The sequence below is a fragment of the Gardnerella sp. c23Ub_4 genome, from assembly GCF_055804115.1.
In genome coordinates this window covers 818,059-843,200 of sequence record NZ_JANUYO010000001.1, presented here as the reverse complement: position 1 = coordinate 843,200, position 25,142 = coordinate 818,059, and the positions used below count along the sequence as shown (strand labels likewise).

Genomic DNA, 25,142 nt, shown 5'->3' with positions numbered 1-25,142 from the left:
AAAAATCGAATATAACGTTAAAAAATAACAATTTAATACGTGTTAATGTTAAAACGAATAAATATTAAACGAATAATGGCATCTTTAGAAACAAATAATAAAACAGTAGTCGCTTTATTAATAAAAATTATTTTTAAAAATTAAAAACAAATTAAACAAAACAAAAACAAACAAGTAAAACAACAAACAAGTAAGGGGAAATATTATGTCTAATATTTACAAGTCCGTGCAAGAACTCGTAGGAAACACTCCACTTATGGAGCTTACACACATTGAAAAAGAGTACAATCTAGCAGCAAAAATTCTTGTAAAACTCGAATACTTTAACCCAGCAGGCTCCGTAAAAGACCGAATTGCAAAGCAGATGATTGAAGAAGCAGAAGCTGCAGGAACAATTAAACCAGGCTCAGTAATTGTTGAGCCAACCTCTGGAAATACTGGCATTGGTCTTTCAATGATTGCGCAGACAAAAGGATACAAAAGCATTATTGTAATGCCAGAAAGCATGTCTATTGAACGCCGAAAACTTATGAAAGCATACGGCGCCGAGCTCGTGCTCACACCAGCTAAAGATGGAATGAAAGGCGCAATCGCCAAAGCAAAGGAAATCGTTGAAAACACGCCAAACGCGTGGACTCCGGGGCAGTTTACCAATCAAGCAAATGTGCACGCGCACTACAAAACAACAGGTCCAGAAATTTGGCAAGACACTGATGGAAACGTGGATATGCTCATTGCTGGCGTTGGAACAGGCGGCACAATCACGGGTACTGGCACATATTTAAAGGAACAAAATCCGAATCTGGAAGTAATCGCAGTAGAACCAGCCGACTCCCCTGTACTCGCAGGCGGCAAGCCAGGAGCGCACAAGATTCAAGGAATCGGCGCAGGATTCGTGCCAGACGTGCTTAACCAAAACATTTATAATCGCATTGTTCACGTAACAAATGAAGACGCAATCGAAAGCGGCAAGCTTATAAGCAAAAAAGAAGGCGTTCTCGTTGGTATTTCTTCTGGAGCTGCAATCTGGGCAGCAATCCAAGAAGCAAAAAGAGAAGAAAACAGGGGTAAAACCATCGTTGCAATACTGCCAGATTCAGGAGATCGATACTTGTCTACCGCATTATTTGAAGACTGACTACATTTAGGAGCACTACTGTAAATACGCAAGTTTTGATTAAATAATATATGGATAATAAATAACATTATTAGATAATGATCAAAACTGTAGAATAAAGAAAATAGAAAATAAAGAAAATAGCAAAATAACGGGAGAAATGTATGAGTGATAGCCTTGACCTTATAAATCAACTAAACTCAATTAACGATTCAGACATAAGGCAAGCTACATTCATACCTAATTACCGCAATATTATTGCACTCATACATGCGACTCAGGCTCTACTTTTGCCTGAGTTGCATGTGCGCAATGAAAGCAACAATACTACGCAACTCAACGCTAGTTTGAACAATAACGCTAGTTTGAATACCGTTACTTCAAACGCATTAGACACTATAGAACGCATTATATTTCACGAACTTCAATGCTACACAAGCAACACAATTAAAATTCGAGAAACTTGCAATCAATTTATAAATACTCTTCCTACAATTAAAAAGTTACTTTTAACAGATATTCAAGCCATGTATGAAGGCGATCCTGCTTGCACAAGCAAAGTAGAAGTAACGCTCGCATACCCTGGTTTTTATGCAATGCTTATTCACCGCACAGCTCACGCACTCTACGAACTTAACGTACCGCTAATTCCTAGACTTATGAGCGAATATGCACACAGAAAAACTGGAATCGACATTCATCCAGGAGCAAAAATTGGCGCATATTTTTGCATTGATCACGGAACTGGCATTGTAATTGGCGAAACAACTGTGATTGGCGAGCATGTTAAGCTTTACCAAGGCGTAACGCTGGGTGCAAAAAGTTTTGCTCTAGACGAGAATGGAAATCCTGTAAAAGGCGGAAAGCGGCATCCAAATATTGGAAATAATGTTGTAATTTACGCAAACGCAACAATCTTAGGCGGAGAAACCACAATCGGCAGCGGAAGTACAATCGCAGCAAACGCGTGGATAAACCGCAGCATTCCTGCAAACACAACCTACCACTTCCCTAAAGCCTAATACGCTATTATGCTCTGTCTTTTATAAAACCGCAGCACTCGATTTCTGATAACTCAATAAAACCAGCAGATTTATAAAAAGCAATAGTTTTTTCAGTACAATCCGTGGTTAATTGAATTTGACGAACATTAGGGTAAAAATCCACAATCGCATTTAACAAGGCAGAGCCTATTCCCTGCCTTTGATACTCTGGCAAAACAAGAATATCTTGAATAAGAACAACAGTGTATCCGTCACCAACAGCTCTAGCAATTCCAACTAGCTCATCATTTTTATACGCAGCTAAAACCTTGAGCGAATTATTAAAGCCATTTTCTAAAGCAACTAAATCATCTGTATACGAAGACCAACCAACAGAATCATATAGTCTTAAAATATCTTTGCTATTATATTTTTCGTACTCTTTTATTTGCACGTCTGTTAAATTCATTTACAATAACACCTCGCAAAACATAACAAAAGTGCGCGATTCTAAAACGTAAAAATGTAAAAACATAAAAACGTAAGAACGCGTACTTGTAAGAATACTTAATAACCGATACAACCGATGCAACAGCTACAACAGCTACAACAGCTACTTTTTAAGTTGCACTGGCTCGTGGTCTTTGCCCATCTTAAACTTAAGACCTGCACGCTGCCACATGCGATATTCGCCAACTGCCGTAAAGAGAACATCTGTGGAAGAGTTAAGAGCTGTTTCACACGAATCCTGAATCACTCCAATAATAAGGCCAATAGCAACTACTTGCATAGCAATATCGTTTGAAATACCAAACGACGAGCAAGCAAGAGGTATAAGCAAAAGCGAGCCACCAGCTACACCAGATGCACCTGCAGCGCTAACAGCAGAGAGCGCAGACAAAATCACGGCTGTTGGAATATCAACATAAATCCCAAGAGTGTGAGCAGCACACAAAGCCATAATCGAAATCGTTATAGCAGCACCACTCATATTAATGGTTGATCCAAGTGGTATAGAAACCGAGTAATTGTCTTTGTTAAAGCCTAGTTTTTCGCACAAATTCATATTTACAGGAATATTTGCCGCAGAAGAACGCATAAAGAACGCTGTAACTCCCGAATCGCGCAATGTTCTTAATACAAGAGGATACGGATTCTTTCCAGTAAGCACAAAAACCAAAATAGGATTTACAATCAAAGCAACAACAGCCATAGTGCACACTAACAAGGCAATAACGGAACCGTATTCACTAAAAATACGAAGACCATTGCTTGCAACTGTTGTATAAACAAGACCCATAATGCCAAAAGGTGCTGCGTTAATAATCCAGTGAACAATTTTCCCAATAGCAGACGAAACGTTGTCAAAGAATGCTTTAGTGGAAGGCTCAGCCAAGCGAAGTGCTACGCCAAAGGCGATTGCCCAGAATAAAATACCAATAAAGTTGCCCTTAGCAAGAGCATCTACAGGATTTACAACAATATTTAACACAAGAGAATTAAGAACTTCACCAATTCCTTGAGGAGATGGAGAAGATGCTGCTTCAACATGCGCAAAAGTGAAGTCAACAGGGAAAATCATAGCTGCGCAAACAGCTATAAGGCTTGCAATAAATGTGGAAAGCGCATACAACACGATTACTAGCTTCATGTTTCCAACACTTTTTGCTTTTGCAAGCGCGCCAATCACCAGGCAGAATACCAAAATCGGAGCAACAGATTTAAGTGCGCTTACAAACAGCTTTCCCATAAGATCTAGCACGTAAACGTGAGCTGGCACAAAAAGACCAAGTGCAGCGCCAAGAAAAAGACCAATAACAATACGCAAAATAAGGTCAATGCTATTCCACTTTTGAATAATCTTGTGCATGAGAGTCTCCTGTAATTTAGTTTGTGCAGAATATTTTATACTCTTTTATTTGTATTCATACTCGCAAGATTTTCTATTTTTACATATTATACACATGCATGCATACGTATGCAAATCGTTAGGTTTTAGCGATTTAACAATGCCTTTTGCTTAAAATTAGTCCTTATTAATCCTTATTAATCGTCATTAATCACCTAATCTGCATAACTAGTATTTGGTAATTGAGGCAAAACAACAAGCAATCCTGCTGTAAAAATCAACGCGAGTATAGGCAAAAGCTGCCATTGGAACGTAGATGAGAATGCAAATCCAATCCAAGAACCAGTAGTAGCACCAATCGCAAACGCAAGGCGCGCCCAACCAGAAAACTTAGCGAGAGTACTTCCCTTAAACAGAATCTGACGCGAAACAATAATCGGCTCTACTAGTAGCATTCCGCCAATCGCTTCAAGTAAGAATGCAAAGCACATTATTGGCAAAAGATTAATAAACATAAAGCAATAAGCAAATGCGCTCACAATAATGCCTAAAATAGCAACTTTTCTTAAACCGAGCTTTTGAGACGAATGCGCATACAAAACGGATGCGAGCACGCTTCCTACACCAGTGAAAATATACAATATCGTCAAAGATTTAGAGCCATATTGCTTACCTAAACCAAGAAGAATATATGAAACAGAGCATGCAGGAATAAAAGCAACCAAGAGAGACCCGGCAAGAAGCATGATTTTACTCTTTAGTAATGGATTCGCAGATTGCTTAACTTTAGATTGATTATCTGCAGATTTGGAATCTGCTTTATTTTCCAGTTCCGTCTGCGATTCCTGCAATTCTTGCGATTCATTCTCTACCTCTTGCTGCGCTTCCGCTACTTCGCAAGATGCTTGCGCAATGTCTTGTTTCATAATAAATCGCGTAGCACAAGCCGCAAAAGAAGTCACGGACGAGAAAATCAAAACCGCAGGAATCGACCAGCTTGCAATCCAAGATCCAAGCGGAGAGCCGAGCAAGGTTCCTGTAATACTTGCCAAAATACTCACAATGCCGCTGTAGTTTACAATCATGCCGTCATCACCGCCGGCAGCATCAACCTCGAAAACTTCGCTAGCAATATCAATCACTTGACCTGTAATCAGCAATGCGCAAGAAAGAGCCACCAGCGACCACTTCCACGCAGGAGAGCCAAGCATAAGAAGCGGTAGTAAACTGAGCACGCCTTCTACGCCTTCAGTCATAGCAAGAGCGCGAAAACCGCCAAGCTTATCAACAATCCAACCAGAGCATGGCGAAAGAAAATCGGCAACTGTCATAAAAGTCTTACGAAAACCAATCACCCAAGCTGGCAAGCCCACAATAATAATAGAAGGCAAAACCGAGCCTTCATACGCCTGATTGCCAAGCATAGAAAAACAGAAGCCAACCAAAGCCCATCGCAATGCTGGACTAATAGATCTCATGCGAATAAAAATATTATTCTTACTAAAAATTGACTTCACAGCAACCAACTCTCCCTTAAAGCTCTTGCAAAATCGAAAATCATAATGCAAGTTTCTGCAAATGCATAACTACTCGCAAATCACTATCAAACTTAAATAATTCACTACAAACTACACAAATCCAATAGCTTATTCTACAAATTTAGTAACACTATACTCTTGTTCAAGAAAAAACAACAAATAATAATACAAAATAACAAAAACGCTACAAAAAAACAGTGGTTAGCTATAGACCAAAAAACAGTTTAGACAAAAAGTGAGGGTTATAGGCCAAAAGTAAAAAACAAAAACTGAAAAACAAAAAAGCTTTCGATTTTAAATGCCCCTAGTAGCAAATAAAACCGAAAGCAACACACTCAACACTCAAAACCCCGCAACCAACGCCCTAACTCTGGGAAGAAAAGAAAATAATAGCAAACCAGAATTAAAACAAAAGTGCAAGAATCAAGAGCAAAACCAGTGTGGCATTTCCCTACAAAACACCACACCAGTCGTTAAGTGCAAACTCTAAAAGAGCATAAGCACGCACTCACACACTTAGCATAAGTGCGCGCGCAATGCTTAGTGACGAGCCTTGCGAACAGCAGCACCCATGCCAGCAAGCATGGTGGCAGCCAAAGCGGTCAAAGTTACGCCAACACCAGTACCAGGCAACTTCTTACCGCCATCCTTCTTCTTCTCAACCACAGTGGTCTTAGCACCAGCAGCAGCATTAGCGCCAGCCTGGCCAGCAGCCTGACCTGGCTTGCCTGGCTTTGCAGCACCTGGCTTACCTGGCTGAACTGTTGTAGATGGAACAAAGTTGGTGCCATACTTGTAGTCAGTAGAAAGAGGAGCCAAAGAAGCTGGAGTTGGATACGTAGAAACATCAGCCTTAGAAGCCTGAGCATTCTTGTAAGCACCAGCATATTCGCTCAAAGCCTTATTGAACTTAGTAGCAGCCTCATTGAAAGCCTTATCTGCATCAGCAAACTTGGTCTTTGCAGCAGCCAAAGCTTCCTTAGCCTCATTGATTACCTTCTTCAAGCTCTCAACTTCAGCATTGTAAGCACGAGAACCCTTATCCTTAGCATTCTCATCCTGGTAATCCTTAAGAGCACGCTGAGCAGCCTTTAAGTTATTCTCAGCCTCATGCTTAGCGTTGAAAGCAGCATCAGCCTCAGCAAAAGCCTTATCCTTAGCTTCCTGAGCCTTACCCAAGTTTTCCTTAGCTTCATCCAACTTAGCAAGAGCAACACGCTTTGCATCCTTAGAAGGCTCAACTTTTGGAGTTGCAGCGTTTACAGCATCCTCAGCAGTCTTTACAGCCTCAAGTGCAGCCTTGTATGTGGCAAGCTTTTCACGATAGGTATTTGCCTTAGTAGCTGCATCATCTTTAGAATCATCAGCCTTCTTGACAACCTCACCTTTATCATTGAGCTTGTAGTCAGCCTTGTTCAAAAGATCACCATTTTCATCTACAATAGTTGCAGCAGCCTTGGCGTTCGTCTTTTCATTTTCGGCAGTATCAGCATCATCATAAGCCTTCTTCAAAGCTGCCTTCAAAGTCTTAAGAGCAAACGAATCATCCTTAGCTTCATCAGTACTGACAGTACGTGGAACAGCAGCGAATGCTGGGGTTGCCATTGCGAAGCCGGCAAGCAAAGTTGCGCCAGCAGCGAAAGCGGCGATAGCCTTCTTATTCATCATTTTATTTCCTTTCTTCTTCTCCCCCATTCACATCGCAGAAAACCCGCGATAGATCGGGGAAAATCTAAAACACGCGTTCGCGCATTTCCACCAACGGTTATCCACCGTGTGATGTTGCTATTAACATACCCCCCCCCGTTTGAAAAAGTCAAGCCTCAGCCACACATGCCAAACCGAAAAAAATGATGTTATACACAAACTAATCCACAATTAAGGCCACTATTGCCGTAAAATTTGATGATAAACAACACTTAAACCGTAAAAATACGCATTTCAAGGTTTTTGAAGAATTTTCCCAGGTTTTTTTAAGAAAAGGATTTTCGGGTGTGTCGCGTCGCTTGCGAGGCCTAAGCGCTCAGGCAGGTCATGTCGTTCTCGCGTTACAGCGCGCGAACGTCTTCGCCTCATGTAAAGTCCACTGGACTTTACATTTGAGCCAAATCACGCTTTGAATGAGCTTGAAATGCGTTATGCAATTTCAAGTTCAGTCAAAACGCCCATGCAAGTCGATTCGCGACACGCCGCCAGTTTGTACCATACGCAACTCGTATGGTAACGTTTTCGCAAAATAAAAACCATTACCCCACCAATAGTCATATCTTTTCAACGGTGAAAGGAATACTAAAATGTCTACAATCAAACGCGTAGCATACGCAATACTACACAATTACGGAAAAATGAGCCACGAAAGACTAGAACTACTCACATACTACTGTCAAGCACAATACTTATCCACAACAAGCATACAATTATTCCCCAACTCATTCCAAGCATGGAAAAACGGGCCAGTATGCCTAGAACTATTTAACATATGCTACCTAACACAAGACGAAGTAAGCGAAAACAATATTATCTTCAGCCCAATCGAACTATACAAAACATTTAACCGCTCCCAACTACGCGTAGTATACGCCGTTTGCGAAGCGTTAAAAGATTACACTACACAAGACTTAGCCGCCAGAGCGCGCAGTGAACTACCATGGGTTGACGCTAGAAGAGGCGTTGACACTAACAACGCATGCGATACTGAACTATCACATAAAATCATCCACGACTATTATGCGAAAAACCCTGTAATTGCCGAAGGGCGCGCGAACACAAGAAGTAGAAGCGTTGAAAACGCTATACGCCGTCTAAGAGACGCGCATCTTAAAAAATGCAAGCAAGCAGAAAAAGAAAAACTAGAAGCACAAAATCAAGCGCACGCGGTTAATAATCATTGTAAAGAACTCATAGACGCTGAAAACATGGTCATGCGTAAAATCAGCATGCTAAACGAGTTCAAAAACATGTCGGATAATAATATTAAAACTCGAGCACGCATGATAGCTAGAAGCCTAGGAAAACAATTATGCGAATACGAGAAGAACGAGATTAAACGCCAAAACTTTCAACATAACCTAGAAGCAGTAAAACAACAAAACACGACTCAAAACACGAGTACAAACAACACTAGTAAAACTAGTAACATGAGTACAAACAACACTAGTAGTAACACGACTCAAAACACGACTAGTAAAAGTAGTAGTAAAACTAGTAACACGACTACAAACAGTGGAAACACTGCAAACAACGCAAAGGCTACGACTAGCGGAAACACTACGCACAGCACGAACACTACAACTAGCAGGAATCCTGCGACTAGCGCAAAGAGTGAAGCCAGCAGAAAATCCAAAACTGGTGAAAAATCCAAGACTGGTGGAAAAACCAATACTAACGGAAAGAGTGAAGCCAACAGAAATAGTGAATCCAACGGAAAGTCCGCAAAAAGCAAAGATAGTTAACGCATTTTGCGCGACTTTACAGCAGTTCATGATATGTTAAACACTAGAACAACAACAAAAAACGCCACTGTTTTAGCAGTGGCGTTTTTGCGTTTGTGGAGCTAGGGGGGGGGGGCAATCGAACTCGACGGCTTCCCCTTCAGCAAAAGGGTCTTCCGTTCCCTCCGTTCAGCACCTCCATAGGAACCTCGCGTTTGTACTCCGAGTACCAAAACGTCACCACGAGTCTGTCCTCATGTAAATAGATTTTGTTAACAAAGTATTCCAGAACGGAATCCCTAACTTCTGGATTGTCGAACTCTGCATGGAGAAACCTGTCGAAGTACGCTTGATGTTGACGGACAGCTGCCTTGAGTAGAACTCGGACATGCCCTCCATCATCGTCTCCATAAGCACCGACTCCGGCGAATCATCTGGTGTAGGCTCTGCGATGAGGCAGATGCGACATAGAGCATCGCGAATCCGCCGTTTCGCATCCGCAGCAAGCTCGAAACGATCACACCCCAGCCTGTACGTCTTCCACAGGATGACGGCAGCCGGCCTTATCGTGCCCACCTCGGAGAGCATGAGCTGGCACTGCGGGCGGTCGCTCGTCATGCCCTACATGGCAGCCTCCTCGTACTCCTTCACGATGTTGTACCCGTGAGCCTTGGCGAACGCCTGTGCCTGCTACCGCTGCTGGTCTATCGACGCCTCGTTCTGGCTATAAGAAGAGAAGCGATAGTAGGCTATGGCGAGGTTGTTATCGCTCTGCTTGAACTTGTTGTGCTTTGCCACTTAATCAATCAACTCCTGATATCTAACAAAAGTAATAGTTGCCACAACCGTGGAACACTTATTTTGCTGGATATAGAAGGCCTGTCATTTTTTCTGTTAGATTTGATGTTGCAGCTTCAAGCTCTTTCTGTATAGTTCGCAGCGGTTTAACATAATCTTCTACAAACTTATTCTGTTCATTAATAGGTATGTACTCAATGTAATATGCCTTCAGGTCACTATCGCGTATTGTCAATTTGGATGTGCCATCGGCTAAATCAGCTACTAACTGTCTGCGTATTGTCTCAAAAAACCAGTTGTAAAATTGAAGATTGACAGGGTATTCATTCTTATATTCTTCGTTTTGAGTCAGAATCAAGCAAAGATTGCTTGCTACAAATTTACCGTTTACATACTGGCTTTTACCAAGCGAACCTCCTGCGCTAATCGCATAAACTAACGCTTCCCCATCATGCGTGTAAGAGCTGTGCTTCTTTCTTTCACTCGATGCTGTAATGAAATCGTATTCACCATCATCATCATTCTTTGTAGACGCCAATGTGCCCTTTGCGATACTAAACAACTTATCGAAGCGAACTAACTCGTGTTTACTATCGCGAGGCTCTACCCAGCCCGTACAATTCAATACTTCACTCTTGTAAATCTTTCTCAGAGAAGATTTCCCCTTTATTTCTCTACGGTTATTTATAGTATCGAGAATAGTATTCTCGATATCGTTCCACTGATTATGAATATCCAATCGGCCTTTATGCTGGACACTCACAAACCCATCGTCCTCAAGATTAAAGAACATCACTTCGTCATCTTTATGATGCGGGGTTTTTGTAAAGCCAAAAATAGATGTGTTAACCGTTCTTCCTTGTTCATTAAAAAGGTTATATGGCATCTTAATAACAAAATCCAATTTTGCTTCGCGTAATAAAGTTTCCGTCAAGCCTCCTTTTTCTTGATGTTTAGTCAAAGTAGGAGTAGTCATAATGACAATAAGCTTTCCATTTGGTTCAATATACTCAATAGCCTGCTTAACGAATTTAATCGGATTATCATTCTCATATGGAGGGTTAATTACGCACTTCATAGGTCGCTGCTCTTTAATAAATGACAACAATGCGTCATCGTGGTTATCAACAATGGCCTCTTGACTATCGTGAAGCAAACTGCTCCTATACAATAGGTTAGAGCGACCATCACCATGAAGAAACATGTTAGAGCATGCTAACGCAAACAATATAGGGTCGATTTCAAAACCGATTATCTGATGCTCGCAAATATAATTAATTTTTTCAATATCATCGCCAGCTAAATTGATTAGTACCTCTAGGGCATCCATCAGGAATCCACCAGTTCCCATACAAGTATCTAAAACAACATCATTCACCTCGATTCTTGCGAGCTTAATCATCAATGATTTGATGTGGTCTGGTGTGATAATGATGTTTTTATTTTCTACCTTTCCGGCACGTTTGAGGAATAGCTTATATGCCTTGCCTAAGACATCTCTCTTTTCATCGTGAATAAACGGATAGTAAATTTTTTCTTCTATCAACTGGATTATTTTTTTTGTATTGATCGAGCGGAAAATCTATCGTTGAGATAAACACAAACCTATCATACCAGCTAAACTCCTTAGAGAGGTTATTCACCTTTCCTTTTAGCTCAATATCTATCGCCTCAAGCAAGCGTTTATTAAGGTTATGCGCTTCTAAAAGAGTCAATCTCGTGGTTGCTCGTTCTGTTTCTGAAGGCTGCCTAATAGATTTGTAACTAGCCCGAAAATCATCATTCCTCAAAGCAATCAAAATTCCTGAAAAGAAGAGGCTTCTATCAGTGTCTCGGACCTTGTTCCCAGCATGAAATGTTTCGTTCAACTGTTTAATAATTTTTGTCAGTTCTTCATCGGATATAGATTGTCCTGATATTTTTTTCTCGTATGTTTTGACAATATTCTCCACAGAAATCAAGCTGTCGTGAACTTGAAATTCCTTTATCTCATCATCAGGTGAGTGCCTATAATAGTAGGTTGTCTTAATCTGACTTAAATCCTGTCCTGAAACCGCAATCCCAACCATTCCTTGAGTTGTGATGGAGTTGTTATTCATATAGAAAACAACTTCTTCTTCAGCATCAGAATGCTTGAGTGCTTTTGCTTCAACAATGATGACCAAATCACCTAAATCTTTGAAAAAATCTGGATATCCTGAATAACGAGTTCCCTTTTTTGAGGTGAATCCATATGACTTAGGTATTGCACTCTTTTCAATAAATGTATTTGGGCCGTAGTAATTACGGAAAATGTTTTCTGTAATTGACTCAGATACTTGCTTCGTTATTAAACTTGCCATTATTTGTTACCTCGTCTTTCATAATATCCCTGCTCCTCTAAAAAGCGGGTCAAAAGCTCCCTCACGACGGGAGCGTTTTTCATATCATTGTCCAAACAATACTGTCCCAGCGCCTTATGCAGCTCTGGTTCCACGTAGACCTGTAAGAGTCTCGTGTCCTTGGACTTTCTCGTTTTCCCAGCCATAGACTCCTCCTGACTTCTATTTACATAGTTACATAGTATCATGTTCACATTGCCTTTTCAGGCACAAATGAGTCCATAAGGACTCGCGGTAGCACATGCGCAATCGAGTCAAAGTAGTATTGGGCATGTACGACATATACGGGTGGAATCATGTTATTATCTATATGTGGATGAGACAGTTCCCTTTGCCAGCAAGGCGCGGGGGCTGGCTTTTTTACGCCACTCATGAAATATCACCTACTCACTTCTTTGGCATTACAGACTTGTAATGCTCGTCAATCCATGCGCTCAGGTCGTCTGCTTTGTAGAAGACTGCACGATGGAACTTGTAGAACACAGGTACCTTATGCTGTGCCCTCCACGTGTGAAGCGTGGCAGGAGCTACGCCCAGCCTGTCAGCCGCCTCATACGTGTTCAAAAAATCCTTCTTACTGCTTTTCTCCTTCATGTCTCATACCTCCTAATTCAACTTCTCGAACAAACAAAAAGCTCCCGCCAAAACCAGAAGCGGACACAACAAAAAGTCATGTCTACTTCTGGTTTTAGCAGGAGCTTCGTTCGTCGTTATTTCACCTGCGACGCTCGGCGGTATTCCACCTTGCGCTCGACTCTTATTCCCGACAGTTACCCCGCATCAAAGACGGGACGGGCGCTGAGCCTTTGTTCATCCTCTCACATAATACGCTGCAAACAAGCAGAACGCAAGACAAATATTCGCATTCAAGCAGGTCATAGACGTATTCGACTCATATATGAACGGAAACAAGCAAAAATAATTTTTTACGGCTTCTGGCGGGATAGCCAAAAGAGCACAGCAGCGGCGACCGGTGTCTGACCACACGTGTGACCACATCAAAATGATATGTGGTCAGCTTTTTTGAAAAATTTACGTTCGTTTATGAGGATTCACATGTTTTATGCCACGTTTCACACGTCATATGACAGTGTGCATTTCGGACGCTAACTCGTCCTCAATGCAAAACAGATTGAGACGGAACACGCTAAAAGAACCTAAGTTCATGCCGCCTTCCTCTGTGCCATGTCTATCTTCTGTAGGACAACGGAGACGCGAAGCGCCGTAGTTGTCCGAGCAAACTAGAATGTCGCGGACGGCGCAAGCCGTCCCAACCCACATCACTCAATCAACCCTACGGCTCAAATAGCCATTTTAAGGCAAAAAGACCTCAGACGAGGATTTTCCCGTCGAGGTCTTAAAGCCGCTCTACGGGCTTCCTAGAGCATGTTTACGCGGTTAATAATCATCTACGAATCTATATACAAGCGCCAACTCATTCCTCACGAAATAGAGTTCAACGCTTCCTCTTTTGGTGGAGTCGCGGGGAATTGAACCCCGGTCCGGAAACCGTACCCTTGGTCTTCTACGTGCGTAGTCTGCTGGCCATTCGGCAGTTTTTCTGCCCCCATGTTATCGCAGACAATTCATGGCGAGCATATCTACAGTAAAAGTCCCTGAACTACCCTGCAGCTCGGCAATTCAAGCAAGTCTTCTAATGACGTTCAGCACCACTCCGAAGACGTGAGTGGGTGAACGGAGCAGCTGCTCACTGGTTAATCCTGGCGCGAAGCTCAGGCAGCAAGAGCGAACTCAGTGCGATTAGATTTAGCACTTATTCTTTTGCGAAAGGACGTTTACGAGTGGACTTTCGCATTCTCGGCACGCTTCCCCACGGCAAACAGATCACCGTCGAAACCGATCGACCCCTTTTGATTTATCAAACTATCAATTAAATACTGGCATAAAGCCAGAATAATCATTATAAATAAACGTTTTAACAGAGTCAACCTGTTTTAAAATATTGATTTATTCCAGACTCAACTAAAGCTCACCTAGAGCTTATTCCAGACTCACTTACCTTTAGTTTCATCTGTTTTAGCATCACCACTATTGCCTTTAGCAAGCTTCTTCGATTTTTCAACAAATCTTCTATTAACAACAAACGCACAAATTGACACAGAAAACACGCAAATAAATATTGTAACGTTTCTAGCTTTAGCATTTCCAAGGCTTTTTACAGCATTAGCATGAAGAGCAACAGCAGATTCCGCATCAATAGTGGTCTCTACTTTGCCGCCACTAACGCTCACAGTTTTAGTGCAATCTTTAGACTCATAAACATTGCAATATTCGCCATCTGGCAAGTCGGTTTTATAATTCACTTTTTGAGGCTTTTCCGTGTTGTTAATCGCAAGAAAACCCTTGTTTCCTCGGCTAAACGCAACGTTATTATCGTCATCATCTTGCCAATTAGTAACCTTAGTGCCTCTAACAGCGTTGTAAAACCCAATCATTCCGCGAATCGAAGTTAACCTCTGCGTGCATTGCCACTTAGAATCCTTTGCACAACTCACATCAGGAATCGAAGTTTGCATAGCTCCAGGTGCTCCCTCATCTCGTTTTGTAAACTCATAACCAGAAAACACATTTGGAGTTCCATACGGATACGCAAGCATAAACGCGTTTGCAAGCTCATACTTTTTGCCATCTTTATACGTCAAAACTCTGCTTGCATTGTCTCGCTCAGTATCCCAATTCGTAACGAAAATCGCAGCTTTTTTGCTTGGAATCAGCTTATCTGTAATATGTTTAAGATTCTCAATAGACCCATAAAAATAGTTTCTAAGCCTATAAGAGTACTCAAATTCGTTCACTTCGCCAGTTTGTAAATATTGGTCTGGCTGAATTCTAGGGTCTTGCTCGGGGAACCCTATTGTTTCTTGCATCCACCAAATCTTATCTGGCGTTGTTCCAGCAGCATCCGCAGCCGCAGCTTTTATAGCCTTTACATCTTGTGGAGACATGTGTTTTGCTGCATCAACTCTAAACCCAGCCACTCCAAGCTTTAGCATATACGCAAAGTACTCTCCCAAAGTTTTTTGCACATGAGGATTAGAAGTGTCTAAATCCAACAATCCAACAAGTCGATGCGTCCAAACGATTTCTGCTTTTCTATACGTGTTTATATCTTCCGTTGACTTGTGAAAATCGTCTTTTGTATATCCAGCATCTGGGAACGACTGATTTGCAGCATCATACTTGCTTCCGCCAACGCCAAGTGTGTCTTTGTTTGAAAAACCAGTTGTGTGGTTTATTACCGCATCTGTAATAATTCCAACACCCGAAGCTTTGCAAGTTGTAATCATCTTTTTAAACTCGTCTTCTGTGCCAAGTTTTGAATTTAGCTTATAACTTACAGGTTGATAACTTGTCCACCATTGATCGCCCTTAATATGATCTTGCGGAGGAGAAACTTGCACGTATTTTACGCCCTCTGGGCCGTACGTTTTTTTGCATTCTTTTGCTATACTTTTCCAATTTTGTTGGAATGCTGTTACAATTACGCCTTTTTGTGTAGTTTTTTGAGATGATTTTGCGCTCTCATTTGCAATCGCTGGGCTGCTTGCGATTACTGCTCCCGCCAAAACGGTAGCAACACAAGATGTTATAGCCGCAACTCTTGCCAACACAAACTTTAACTTTACAAGCGTCTTTTTATTGAAGCCTGTAAATACCTCTATGTTGCGGATCATCATTGTTCCTTTCTGCAAGAATTGCGGCTTTGCTTTGCTCTTACCTTGTTCTTACTTTGTTCTTTTTAGAGCTAGATTCTACCTCACTATATTAGGCTCATCTATTCCCACTCGATTGTTGCTGGTGGTTTAGATGTAACGTCTAACACAACGCGATTAATCTGACGGCATTCGTTTGTGATTCGAGTAGAAATCTTTGCCAATACATCGTAAGGAACTCGCGACCAATCAGCGGTCATAGCATCCTCAGAGCTTACTGGTCGAAGCACAATCGGAGAACCGTATGTGCGCTCGTCTCCTTGAACTCCAACAGAGTGAACATCTGCCAAAAGAACAACTGGGCATTGCCAAATATCGCGATCTAATCCAGCTGCAGAAAGCTCTTCGCGCGCAATAGCGTCTGCCTCTCTAAGCACAGCTAAACGCTCGCGAGTAATCTCGCCAACAATGCGAATTCCCAAACCAGGACCTGGGAACGGCTGACGCCACACAATAGCATCTGGAAGTCCAAGCTCCGTACCAATTGCGCGAACCTCATCCTTAAACAGCGTGCGCAAAGGCTCAATAAGCTTAAACTTTAAGTCCTTTGGCAAGCCTCCAACATTGTGATGAGACTTAATGTTTGCAGCACCGTCTCCGCCGCCAGACTCAACAACATCTGGGTAAAGCGTGCCTTGTACAAGGAACTTAACTTCTGCTCCAGTTTTACCAGCTTCTTCAATAACTTGACGCTGTGCTTTTTCAAATGTGCGAATAAACTTTTCGCCAATAATCTTGCGCTTGCGCTCTGGCTCACTCACACCTTTAAGCGCATCTAAAAAGTCATCTTCTGCATCTACTGCAATAAGCTTGATTCCAGTTGCCTCAACGAAATCATGCTTAACTTGCTCGACTTCGCCTTTACGAAGAAGACCATGATCCACAAAAACGCAAGTAAGCTGATCTCCGATTGCTTTATGCACAAGAGCCGCAGCAACAGCGGAATCGACTCCTCCAGAAAGTCCGCAAATAACTTGCGCATCTCCAACTTCTGCACGAATCTTTGCAACCTGATCTTCTATAATGCTCGAAGGATTCCAATCATTCTCCAACCCTGCACATTCATGCAAGAATGTAGAAATAAGCTTTTGACCTAAAGGCGTATGCTTGACTTCTGGATGCCATTGCACTCCGTAAAGCTTGCGACTTTTATCTTGCATAGCTGCAACTGGAGCGCCTTGAGTATGAGCAAGCACCTCAAACCCTTCTGGCGCACTCTTAACTGCCACTCCGTGGCTCATCCAAGTGTTTTGATCTGCTGGAGAATTAGCAAGCAATCCTTCTGCTTCATCAATAGTTGCATGCGTTTTTCCATACTCACCCAATGCAGCTTTGTCTACAACGCCGCCAAGCTCGTGAGCCATAACCTGGAATCCGTAGCAAATTCCAAGCACTGGAACGCCCGCTTCAAAAATCTTTGTGTCAATTTTTGGCGCTCCTGGCTCATAAACAGATGCAGGTCCGCCAGAAAGAATTATGGCTTTTGGATCTTTTGCCAGCATCTCCTCTACTGGCATGGAGTGTGGAACAAGCTCCGAATAAACGTTTGCTTCCCTCACTCTTCTAGCGATTAGCTGGGCATATTGGGCACCGAAGTCAACTACAAGTACCGGACCGTTTGCCATGATTCTCCTTATATATAAGAAACACATTTATAGGTGATTCAATTTATACTAATGGCGCTTTTAGACGTTGCGTTGTGCGAAACGCCGTAACTTAACAAATTATAAAAATTGTAAAAATAAACAACCTTGACATAACAAGAAAGTGAACATCAAACATAACATAATTGATACTTTTAAGGTGATTTTTGTTAACACTTTAACACATTTTTTCAACAAATTCGCACGTAGTAACTAATCAAACGCACAAAAGTCAAAAGCTGTTACTATACTGAAAAAGATGGAAAAAGAGGCGAATACATTTGTTTTTTGGCCTCTATAACCAAATGGTAATGATTAAAATCGCACTGAAAAGTGCTTGAGTACAGGAGTACACATGACGAGTCCTGTTATTGGCACCCCTTGGAAGAAGCTTAACGCTCCAGTTTCCGAGGCGGCCATCGAAGGCGTAGACAAGTATTGGCGCGTTGCTAATTACCTCGCTATCGGTCAGATTTATCTTCGCAGCAATCCTCTAATGAAGGAGCCATTCACTCGCGAAGATGTTAAGCATCGTCTAGTCGGCCACTGGGGTACAACTCCAGGCCTTAACTTCCTTATTGGACACATCAACCGCTTTATTGCTGATCACCAGCAGAACACCGTGATTATCATGGGTCCAGGCCACGGCGGCCCAGCTGGTACTGCTCAGTCTTATCTTGACGGTACCTACACTGAGTACTATCCAAAGATCACCAAGGACGAAGCTGGTTTGCAGAAGTTCTTCCGCCAGTTCTCTTACCCAGGCGGTATTCCTTCTCACTTCGCTCCAGAGACCCCAGGCTCCATCCACGAAGGTGGCGAGCTTGGTTACGCTCTCTCCCACGCTTATGGCGCTGTTATGAACAACCCAAGCTTGTTCGTTCCAGCAATCGTTGGTGATGGCGAAGCTGAAACTGGTCCTTTGGCTACTGGTTGGCAGTCCAACAAGCTTGTGAACCCACGTACCGATGGTATTGTGCTTCCAATCTTGCATTTGAACGGCTACAAGATTGCTAACCCAACCATTCTTTCCCGTATTTCCGACGAAGAGCTTCACGAGTTCTTCCACGGCATGGGTTACGAACCATATGAGTTCGTTGCTGGCTTCGATGATGAGGATCACCTTTCCATTCACCGTCGCTTTGCCGATATGTTTGAAACCATCTTCGATGAGATTTGCGATATTAAGGCCGAGGCTCAGACTAACGATGTAACTCGCCCTTACTACCCAATGATTATCTTCCGCACTCCAAAGGGTTGGACTTGCCCGAAGTTCATCGACGGCAAGAAGACCGAAGGTTCTTGGCGTGCACACCAAGTTCCACTGGCTTCCGCTCGCGATACCGAAGCTCACTTCGAGGTTTTGAAGAACTGGATGAAGTCCTACAAGCCTGAAGAGCTCTTCGACGAAAAGGGTGCCGTTAAGGAAGACGTTCTTTCCTTCATGCCAAAGGGCGAACTCCGTATTGGCGAAAATCCAAACGCCAATGGTGGTCGTATTCGCGAAGATCTTAAGCTTCCAAAGCTTGAGGATTACGAAGTCAAGGAAGTTAAGGAATTCGGTCACGGCTGGGGTCAGCTCGAAGCTACCCGTCGTCTTGGTGTTTACACTCGTGACATCATCAAGAACAACCCAGATTCCTTCCGTATCTTCGGCCCAGATGAGACCGCTTCCAACCGTTTGCAGGCTGCTTACGAAGTAACCAACAAGCAGTGGGACGCAGGCTACCTTTCTGGCTTAGTTGACGAGCACATGGCTGTTACCGGCCAGGTTACCGAGCAGCTTTCCGAGCACCAGATGGAAGGCTTCCTCGAGGGCTACTTGCTCACTGGTCGTCACGGCATTTGGAGCTCTTACGAGTCCTTCGTACACGTTATTGACTCCATGTTGAACCAGCACGCAAAGTGGCTTGAGGCTACAGTTCGCGAGATCCCATGGCGTAAGCCAATCTCCTCTGTGAACTTGCTTGTATCCTCCCACGTATGGCGTCAGGATCACAACGGCTTCTCGCACCAGGATCCAGGCGTAACCTCCGTGCTCTTGAACAAGACCTTCAACAACGATCACGTAATCGGCATCTACTTCCCAGTGGATTCCAACATGTTGCTTGCTGTTGCAGAGAAGGCTTACAAGTCCACCAACATGATTAACGCCATCTTCGCTGGTAAGCAGCCAGCTGCTACTTGGTTGACTCTCGACGAAGCTCGTGAAGAGCTCGAGAAGGGTGCTGCTGAGTGGAAGTGGGCTTCCAACGCTAAGAACAATGACGAAGTTCAGGTTGTTCTTGCTGGTGTTGGCGATGTTCCACAGCAGGAATTGATGGCCGCTGCCGACAAGTTGAACAAGCTTGGCGTTAAGTTCAAGGTTGTTAACGTTGTTGACTTGCTCAAGTTGCAGTCCGCCAAGGAAAACAACGAAGCTTTGACTGACGAAGAGTTCACTGATCTCTTCACTGCAGACAAGCCAGTCCTCTTCGCTTATCACTCCTATGCACATGACGTTCGCGGCTTGATTTACGATCGTCCAAACCACGACAACTTCAACGTTCATGGCTACAAGGAGCAGGGCTCCACCACCACGCCATACGATATGGTTCGCGTGAACGACATGGATCGTTACGAGCTTACTGCTGAAGCATTGCGCATGGTTGACGCCGCTAAGTATGCCGACGAAATCAAGAAGCTCGAGGACTTCCGCCTCGAAGCCTTCCAGTATGCAGTCGACAAGGGTCTTGATCACCCAGACTACACCGATTGGGTATGGCCAGGCGTTAAAACCGACAAGCCAGGCGCTGTCACCGCTACCGCTGCAACCGCTGGCGATAACGAGTAGTTTTAAGCTATCAACGCTAAAATTGCTTAGCTGATTTTTAGGGAGTCAATCGAAAGGTTGGCTCCCTAAAAAATTAGTCGCACAAAAAAATTAATAATAAAACACATAAAAATCAAAATTTCCGCTTGTTGTTTTGCAAATAGTCTTAAAATAGCTAAGGATTCTTCGTTCGACATGCAATTTTCAACGTTGAAACACGAAGAATAGCAAAAACGAAAATGCAAAGCAAAATAAAATGCAACGCAAAATAGAATAAACACAGACGCATCAAAGGAGAAAAGTCGTGTCGTTAGTTAACGTAACTATTATTAGCGCAGATTGCGCGCAAAGTCGCAATGTTGTAGCACTAGGAGTTGCAAAAGCTCTCTCTAATCATTATTCAACAACTGTTTTTAGACCATCCGCAAAGCATGATGACGCGTTTACAAGCGAATTGATAGCTGCAAGCAACACAAAACCAACGCTGGAACAAGTAATCGCAGCATGCCCATGCGCAGTTCGTAAAAACAAAGACACACTAAGAGGAGACATTGTAGCTCATTACAACGAGCTGATTAGCGCAACAAACGCTCAAGGATGCGTTATTGTAGCAAGTGATTCTACTTCTGTATTTGATCCAGATTTATTCCGATTCGATGCAAGTGTGGCAGTTGATTTAGCTTCTCCTGTGTTCCTAAGCATTTGCGCAGAAGGCAGAGATAGCAAGCAAATCTTGCAAACAATCGAAGCGCAATGCGCAAGCGTCAGCAAAGAATACACAAAAGTATTCGGTGTGTTTGTAACTGATTGCAAAGAAGACTTAGCAAAAGAACTAAAAGAAGACTATACTCAAAGCAATAATGGCACTCCACTTTGGACTTTGCCTTCTATAAGCGAATCAGAATCAGATAAATTCAACGATTATGTTGCAGATGAAGAAATCATCAACGCTTTGCAGCAGCCATTTGCCGCTCCTACTACCCCATATGCCTTCCAATACAGCTTGCTTGGAAAAGCTAAAGCAAATAAGAAAACAATAGTACTTCCAGAAGGCGAAGAAGATCGCATTCTAAAAGCAGCCGATTACTTGCTAGAGCGGGACATTGTAAACCTCGTTATTGTTGGAGAACGCGAATCTATTCTTGCAAGAGCACAAGAGCTTGGATTAAAGTCTCTTAGCAAAGCAAGCTTCCAATCTATGAGCGACGAAGAGATTCTTAGCAAAATGATTAGCAAGCTTTGCGAATTGCGCGCAAAGAAAGGCATGACCGAAGAGCAAGCTAGAGAACAGCTTAAAGACGCAAGCTATTTTGGCACAATGCTAGTAGTACTTGGATTAGCAGACGGACTTGTTTCTGGCTCTGTTAACTCAACAGCAAATACTGTGCGCCCTGCTCTTCAAGTTATTAAAACTAAGCCTGGATCTAAGCTTGTTTCTGGCGCATTCATTATGTGCTTTAAGGATCATGTAGCAGTATTTGCTGATTGTGCTATTAATCTGAACCCAGACGCTGAACAATTGGCTGACATTGCTCTTCAATCCGCACAAACTGCTAAAGCTTTTGGCTTAGATCCTAAGGTTGGAATGCTATCTTACTCCACTCTTGGATCTGGAAAAGGCCCAGACGTTGATCTTGTAGAAGAAGCAACAAAGATTGTAAAAGAAAAAGACCCAGATTTGAAAGTTGTTGGATCTATTCAGTTTGACGCTGCATGGTCGGAAACTGTTGCTGCGTCCAAAGCTAAAGGCAATGATGTAGCGGGCCACGTAAATGTGTTTGTGTTCCCAGACTTATGCGCTGGAAACATTGGATACAAGGCCGTTCAGCGCTCCAGCGGCGCTTTAGCTGTTGGACCAATCCTGCAAGGCTTAAACAAGCCTGTTAACGACTTGTCTAGAGGAGCATTGGTTCAAGATATTATCAACACTGTTGCTCTTACAGCATTGGAAGCGCAGTTCTAATAATCGCAAGCAATAATATCAAGCAATAATTTAATAATTGCAAGTTCTTACAATGATTTGCAAATGTAATAATAAGTAAATACAAAAGCACTCATTGTAGGAACTTGCATGTAAACTTAAACATGGCAATTTACTAGCCTTATCAACACTTTATGGAGGATGCCCTCATGGCAAAAACCGTTCTTGTTATCAATTCTGGTTCTAGTTCTATTAAGTACCAGCTCGTCGATTTGGAAAGCGGCGAAGGTATTGCGTCTGGTATCGTAGAAAAAATTGGCGAACCAGTTGACGGACACTACAAGCACGTATTCAATGGCGAAAAGCATGAGTTTGACGAGCCAGTGCACGATCACGAGCAAGGCTTAAAGCGCGTACTCGGCTTCTTCGAGGAGTATGGTCCAAATCTTTCCAAGTCTGGAATCGTAGCTGTTGGACACCGCGTTGTTCAGGGTGGCTTAACATTCCCTAAGCCTGCATTAGTAAACAAAAAGACCATTAATAAGGTGAAGGATTTGGCTGTTTTGGCTCCACTTCACAACGGCCCTGAGGCTGTTGGCGCTGAAGTTATGACTGAACTTTTGCCAGATGTTCCACAGATTATGGTGTTTGACTCTTCGTTCTTCCACGATTTGCCACAGGTTGCTGCGACTTACGCATTGAACAAAGATATTGCAAACCAGTACCACATTCGTCGCTATGGCGCTCACGGCACTTCCCACGAATACATTGGCTCTGTAGTTCCAAGCGTTGTTGGAAAGCCTGCAGAAGGCTTGAAGCAGATTGTTTTGCACATTGGTAACGGTGCTTCTGCTTCTGCTCAGGTTTCTGGCAAGCCAATTGAAACTTCTATGGGCTTAACGCCTCTCGAAGGTTTAATGATGGGCGGCCGCACTGGAGATATTGACCCAGCTGTAGTGTTCCACCTTATTCGCAACGCTCACATGAATGTGGATGAGCTTGATACGCTCTTTAACAAGCGTTCTGGCATGATGGGCATGACTGGCCACGGCGATTTGCGCGATATTCATAAGCTCATCGCAGAGGGCGACGAAGATGCTAAGCTTGCTCTTGGCGTGTACGTTCACCGCATTGTTGGCTACATTGGCAACTACACTGCTCAAATGGGCGGCGTGGACGTAATCACATTCACCGCTGGCGTTGGCGAAAACGACGAGATTGTTCGCGCTCTTGTATGCGAAAAGCTTGCTCCATTCGGCGTTAAGCTCGATAAAGAGAAGAACTTGGTTCGTTCTAAGGAGCCACGCATTATTTCCACTCCAGATAGCTCTGTGATTATTGCTGTAATCCCAACTAACGAAGAGTTGGCAATCGCTCGAAAGTCTGCACAAATCGCAGAAGCTGGAGTCGATTCTTACGGCAACAAGTTTGAGCGCTAAATCGTAGTGTAAAACAACGTAACGTAAAAACGTAACACATAAATAATCCCGGGTTAAAAAAACTCGGGATTATTTGTTATTTAGGCTCACTATTTAGGCTCACTATTCAAGCATCTTATTCCACATACCAGGAAAATCAGGGATTGTTTTGCGCGTAGTGGCAATATTTTTTACTCTTATATTAGATATACGAAGACCTAACATTGATGCAAAAGTTGCCATTCTGTGATCCGCATAAGTCTCCATCACTTCCCCATGCATATTTTTGCTAGGAATAATACGAATTCCATCATCTAGCTCATCAGCACCTATTCCAACGCGATTTAGTTCCGTAACTATTGCACTCAAGCGATTCGTTTCGTGGCCTCTTAAATGCGCAATACCGTGCAACTCGCTTACACCATCTGCAAACGCAAGAATCGCAGCAATACTTGGCGCAACCTCGCCAGCAGCAGCCAAATCAAGCGACTTAATTGCACGAATTATGCCGCTACTAGTTACGCACAATGTTGAAGAATCTGCGCTAGAATGCTCAAAAACAATTTTTGCGCCCATTTGCTCAAGAATCCCAGGCAACAATCCCCCAGGCTGAGTTGTTTTAAGCGGCCAATTAGGAATTTTAACGCATCCGCCAGCAATCAACGCTGCTCCAATAAAAGGCGCTGCGTTAGAAAGATCTGGCTCTACAACAACTTCATCTGGCAAAATCAAATCATGTTCTTTAACACGCCATACTCCGCTTTCTGGCATATCTACTACTCCGCCAGCTTTGCGCACATCTTCCATTGTCATTTGAATATGAGGCATACTAGGCAATTTGCTTCCAATATGCTCGATTTGTAATCCTCCTGGAATTCGAGATGCAATTAGCAGAAGCGCAGAGATAAATTGAGACGATGACGAAGAGTCGATACGAATAACGCGATTATTGCAAGAATTTTGAGCACTATTTACATCATATGATTCAAGATTTTTGGGCGGAATAACGCTAAATGGTAAGAATCCGACTTTTCCGTGATATACGATTTTTGCGCCCAACTGTTCCAATCCATCTAGAACAGGCTTCATTGGACGAGCATACGCTTGCTCATCTCCATCAAATTTCACACAATTATTTGCAAACAACGCTAAAGCTGTTACAAAACGCATAACTGTTCCAGCCAAGCCACAATTAACAACCGCACAATCATCTACGCTAAAAACGCCATTTTTGGGCGGAATAACACAAACTGTTGTGCCGTCGCGGCTTAGCAAATCGCATTTAACTCCAAATACGCTTAGCGCGTTAATCATAAGTTCCGTATCTCTTGATCTCAGCAATCCCTTTAGAACAACTGGCTTACTTCCAAGAGCTGCCAAAATCAAATATCGATTAGATAACGACTTGCTTCCAGGAATATTCACTGTTGCGTTCAAAGGCGTATTGCATGATGGAGCTTGCCAAACATCATCATGATTATAAGAATTCATTATTCCGCTCATATTATGAATACTAT

Annotated in this window: 17 protein-coding genes and 1 other RNA gene; 6 read left to right on the top strand and 12 right to left on the bottom strand. The window is 42.9% G+C overall.

Translation table 11 applies throughout. The annotated features are described in order from the left end of the window. Positions 1-205 precede the first annotated feature (205 nt). A complete protein-coding gene (gene cysK / locus NYP67_RS03320) occupies positions 206-1,138 on the top strand; it encodes a cysteine synthase A (RefSeq protein WP_473411175.1) in 933 nt (310 codons plus the stop codon). 143 nt (positions 1,139-1,281) lie between these two features. Further along, positions 1,282-2,139, top strand: coding sequence for a serine O-acetyltransferase EpsC (epsC, locus tag NYP67_RS03315; RefSeq protein ID WP_473411174.1), 858 nt, complete (start codon positions 1,282-1,284; stop codon positions 2,137-2,139). A gap of 7 nt (positions 2,140-2,146) precedes the next feature. On the opposite strand, the gene NYP67_RS03310 is transcribed toward epsC, so the two are convergent. The 4 genes from NYP67_RS03310 to NYP67_RS03295 form a co-directional block, all read right to left on the bottom strand. Then, a complete protein-coding gene (locus NYP67_RS03310) occupies positions 2,147-2,569 on the bottom strand; it encodes a GNAT family N-acetyltransferase (protein WP_016799377.1) in 423 nt (140 codons plus the stop codon). Positions 2,570-2,713: 144 nt separating this feature from the next. Further along, positions 2,714-3,970, bottom strand: a complete 1,257-nt coding sequence (gene sstT / locus NYP67_RS03305; RefSeq protein ID WP_473411173.1) for a serine/threonine transporter SstT — start codon at positions 3,968-3,970, stop codon at positions 2,714-2,716. Between the two features lie 194 nt (positions 3,971-4,164). Next, positions 4,165-5,466, bottom strand: a complete 1,302-nt coding sequence (locus NYP67_RS03300) for an MFS transporter (RefSeq protein WP_032839296.1) — start codon at positions 5,464-5,466, stop codon at positions 4,165-4,167. Positions 5,467-6,027: 561 nt separating this feature from the next. Further along, entirely contained in the window at positions 6,028-7,155 is a 1,128-nt protein-coding gene (locus NYP67_RS03295; protein WP_050543289.1) for a hypothetical protein, read from the bottom strand. 626 nt (positions 7,156-7,781) lie between these two features. On the opposite strand from NYP67_RS03295, the gene NYP67_RS03290 reads away from it, so the two are divergent. Then, complete coding sequence (locus NYP67_RS03290; RefSeq protein ID WP_415680708.1) at positions 7,782-8,939, top strand: Panacea domain-containing protein; 1,158 nt, start codon at positions 7,782-7,784, stop codon at positions 8,937-8,939. 216 nt (positions 8,940-9,155) lie between these two features. Here the strand turns inward: NYP67_RS03290 and NYP67_RS03285 are convergent, their stop codons facing one another. The 7 genes from NYP67_RS03285 to guaA all read right to left on the bottom strand — a co-directional run bounded on the left by NYP67_RS03285 (position 9,156) and on the right by guaA (position 17,456). Beyond that, a complete protein-coding gene (locus tag NYP67_RS03285) occupies positions 9,156-9,536 on the bottom strand; it encodes a recombinase family protein (RefSeq protein ID WP_102705002.1) in 381 nt (126 codons plus the stop codon). A gap of 238 nt (positions 9,537-9,774) precedes the next feature. Continuing rightward, a complete protein-coding gene (locus NYP67_RS03280; protein ID WP_219722719.1) occupies positions 9,775-11,262 on the bottom strand; it encodes an N-6 DNA methylase in 1,488 nt (495 codons plus the stop codon). Then, the gene (locus NYP67_RS03275) at positions 11,222-12,058 is read right to left on the bottom strand and encodes a hypothetical protein (protein ID WP_219722718.1); all 837 of its coding nucleotides are present in this window, start codon (positions 12,056-12,058) and stop codon (positions 11,222-11,224) included. The genes NYP67_RS03280 and NYP67_RS03275 overlap by 41 nt, the downstream gene beginning before the upstream one ends. Positions 12,059-12,484: 426 nt before the next feature. Beyond that, positions 12,485-12,691 carry a helix-turn-helix transcriptional regulator gene (locus NYP67_RS03270; RefSeq protein WP_102705000.1) on the bottom strand — a complete coding sequence of 69 codons (207 nt, stop codon included), beginning with the start codon at positions 12,689-12,691 and terminating at the stop codon, positions 12,485-12,487. A gap of 878 nt (positions 12,692-13,569) precedes the next feature. Next, positions 13,570-13,966: a transfer-messenger RNA gene (ssrA, locus tag NYP67_RS03265) on the bottom strand. Between the two features lie 143 nt (positions 13,967-14,109). Then, on the bottom strand, positions 14,110-15,792 hold the full coding sequence (locus NYP67_RS03260) for an alpha-amylase (protein ID WP_415680720.1): 1,683 nt from the start codon (positions 15,790-15,792) through the stop codon (positions 14,110-14,112). Between the two features lie 101 nt (positions 15,793-15,893). Continuing rightward, positions 15,894-17,456, bottom strand: coding sequence for a glutamine-hydrolyzing GMP synthase (guaA, locus tag NYP67_RS03255; RefSeq protein WP_415695139.1), 1,563 nt, complete (start codon positions 17,454-17,456; stop codon positions 15,894-15,896). A 373-nt stretch (positions 17,457-17,829) separates the two neighbouring features. Between guaA and NYP67_RS03250 the strand changes: the two genes are divergently transcribed. From NYP67_RS03250 to NYP67_RS03240, 3 genes are all read left to right on the top strand, one after another. Then, a complete protein-coding gene (locus NYP67_RS03250) occupies positions 17,830-20,307 on the top strand; it encodes a phosphoketolase (protein ID WP_004112522.1) in 2,478 nt (825 codons plus the stop codon). 283 nt (positions 20,308-20,590) lie between these two features. Further along, positions 20,591-22,249, top strand: coding sequence for a phosphate acetyltransferase (pta, locus tag NYP67_RS03245; RefSeq protein ID WP_473411172.1), 1,659 nt, complete (start codon positions 20,591-20,593; stop codon positions 22,247-22,249). Positions 22,250-22,416: 167 nt separating this feature from the next. Continuing rightward, positions 22,417-23,646 carry an acetate/propionate family kinase gene (locus tag NYP67_RS03240; RefSeq protein ID WP_004130229.1) on the top strand — a complete coding sequence of 410 codons (1,230 nt, stop codon included), beginning with the start codon at positions 22,417-22,419 and terminating at the stop codon, positions 23,644-23,646. A 102-nt stretch (positions 23,647-23,748) separates the two neighbouring features. Here NYP67_RS03240 and aroA read toward each other — a convergent pair whose 3' ends face one another. Then, positions 23,749-25,128 (bottom strand): 3-phosphoshikimate 1-carboxyvinyltransferase, encoded by a 1,380-nt coding sequence (aroA, locus tag NYP67_RS03235; RefSeq protein WP_473411171.1) that lies wholly within the window; start codon positions 25,126-25,128, stop codon positions 23,749-23,751. Positions 25,129-25,142: the final 14 nt, after the last annotated feature.

What these genes read in the sequence shown, in the direction of transcription:
- sstT (WP_473411173.1), bottom strand. Translation starts at nt 3,970, where the DNA reads ATGCACAAGATTATTCAAAAGTGGAATAGCATTGACCTTATTTTGCGT.
- epsC (WP_473411174.1), top strand. Translation starts at nt 1,282, where the DNA reads ATGAGTGATAGCCTTGACCTTATAAATCAACTAAACTCAATTAACGAT.
- NYP67_RS03275 (WP_219722718.1), bottom strand. Translation starts at nt 12,058, where the DNA reads ATGGCAAGTTTAATAACGAAGCAAGTATCTGAGTCAATTACAGAAAAC.
- NYP67_RS03310 (WP_016799377.1), bottom strand. Translation starts at nt 2,569, where the DNA reads ATGAATTTAACAGACGTGCAAATAAAAGAGTACGAAAAATATAATAGC.
- cysK (WP_473411175.1), top strand. Translation starts at nt 206, where the DNA reads ATGTCTAATATTTACAAGTCCGTGCAAGAACTCGTAGGAAACACTCCA.
- NYP67_RS03260 (WP_415680720.1), bottom strand. Translation starts at nt 15,792, where the DNA reads ATGATCCGCAACATAGAGGTATTTACAGGCTTCAATAAAAAGACGCTT.
- NYP67_RS03295 (WP_050543289.1), bottom strand. Translation starts at nt 7,155, where the DNA reads ATGATGAATAAGAAGGCTATCGCCGCTTTCGCTGCTGGCGCAACTTTG.
- guaA (WP_415695139.1), bottom strand. Translation starts at nt 17,456, where the DNA reads ATGGCAAACGGTCCGGTACTTGTAGTTGACTTCGGTGCCCAATATGCC.
- NYP67_RS03270 (WP_102705000.1), bottom strand. Translation starts at nt 12,691, where the DNA reads ATGAAGGAGAAAAGCAGTAAGAAGGATTTTTTGAACACGTATGAGGCG.
- NYP67_RS03290 (WP_415680708.1), top strand. Translation starts at nt 7,782, where the DNA reads ATGTCTACAATCAAACGCGTAGCATACGCAATACTACACAATTACGGA.
- NYP67_RS03240 (WP_004130229.1), top strand. Translation starts at nt 22,417, where the DNA reads ATGGCAAAAACCGTTCTTGTTATCAATTCTGGTTCTAGTTCTATTAAG.
- aroA (WP_473411171.1), bottom strand. Translation starts at nt 25,128, where the DNA reads ATGAGCGGAATAATGAATTCTTATAATCATGATGATGTTTGGCAAGCT.
- NYP67_RS03250 (WP_004112522.1), top strand. Translation starts at nt 17,830, where the DNA reads ATGACGAGTCCTGTTATTGGCACCCCTTGGAAGAAGCTTAACGCTCCA.
- NYP67_RS03285 (WP_102705002.1), bottom strand. Translation starts at nt 9,536, where the DNA reads ATGACGAGCGACCGCCCGCAGTGCCAGCTCATGCTCTCCGAGGTGGGC.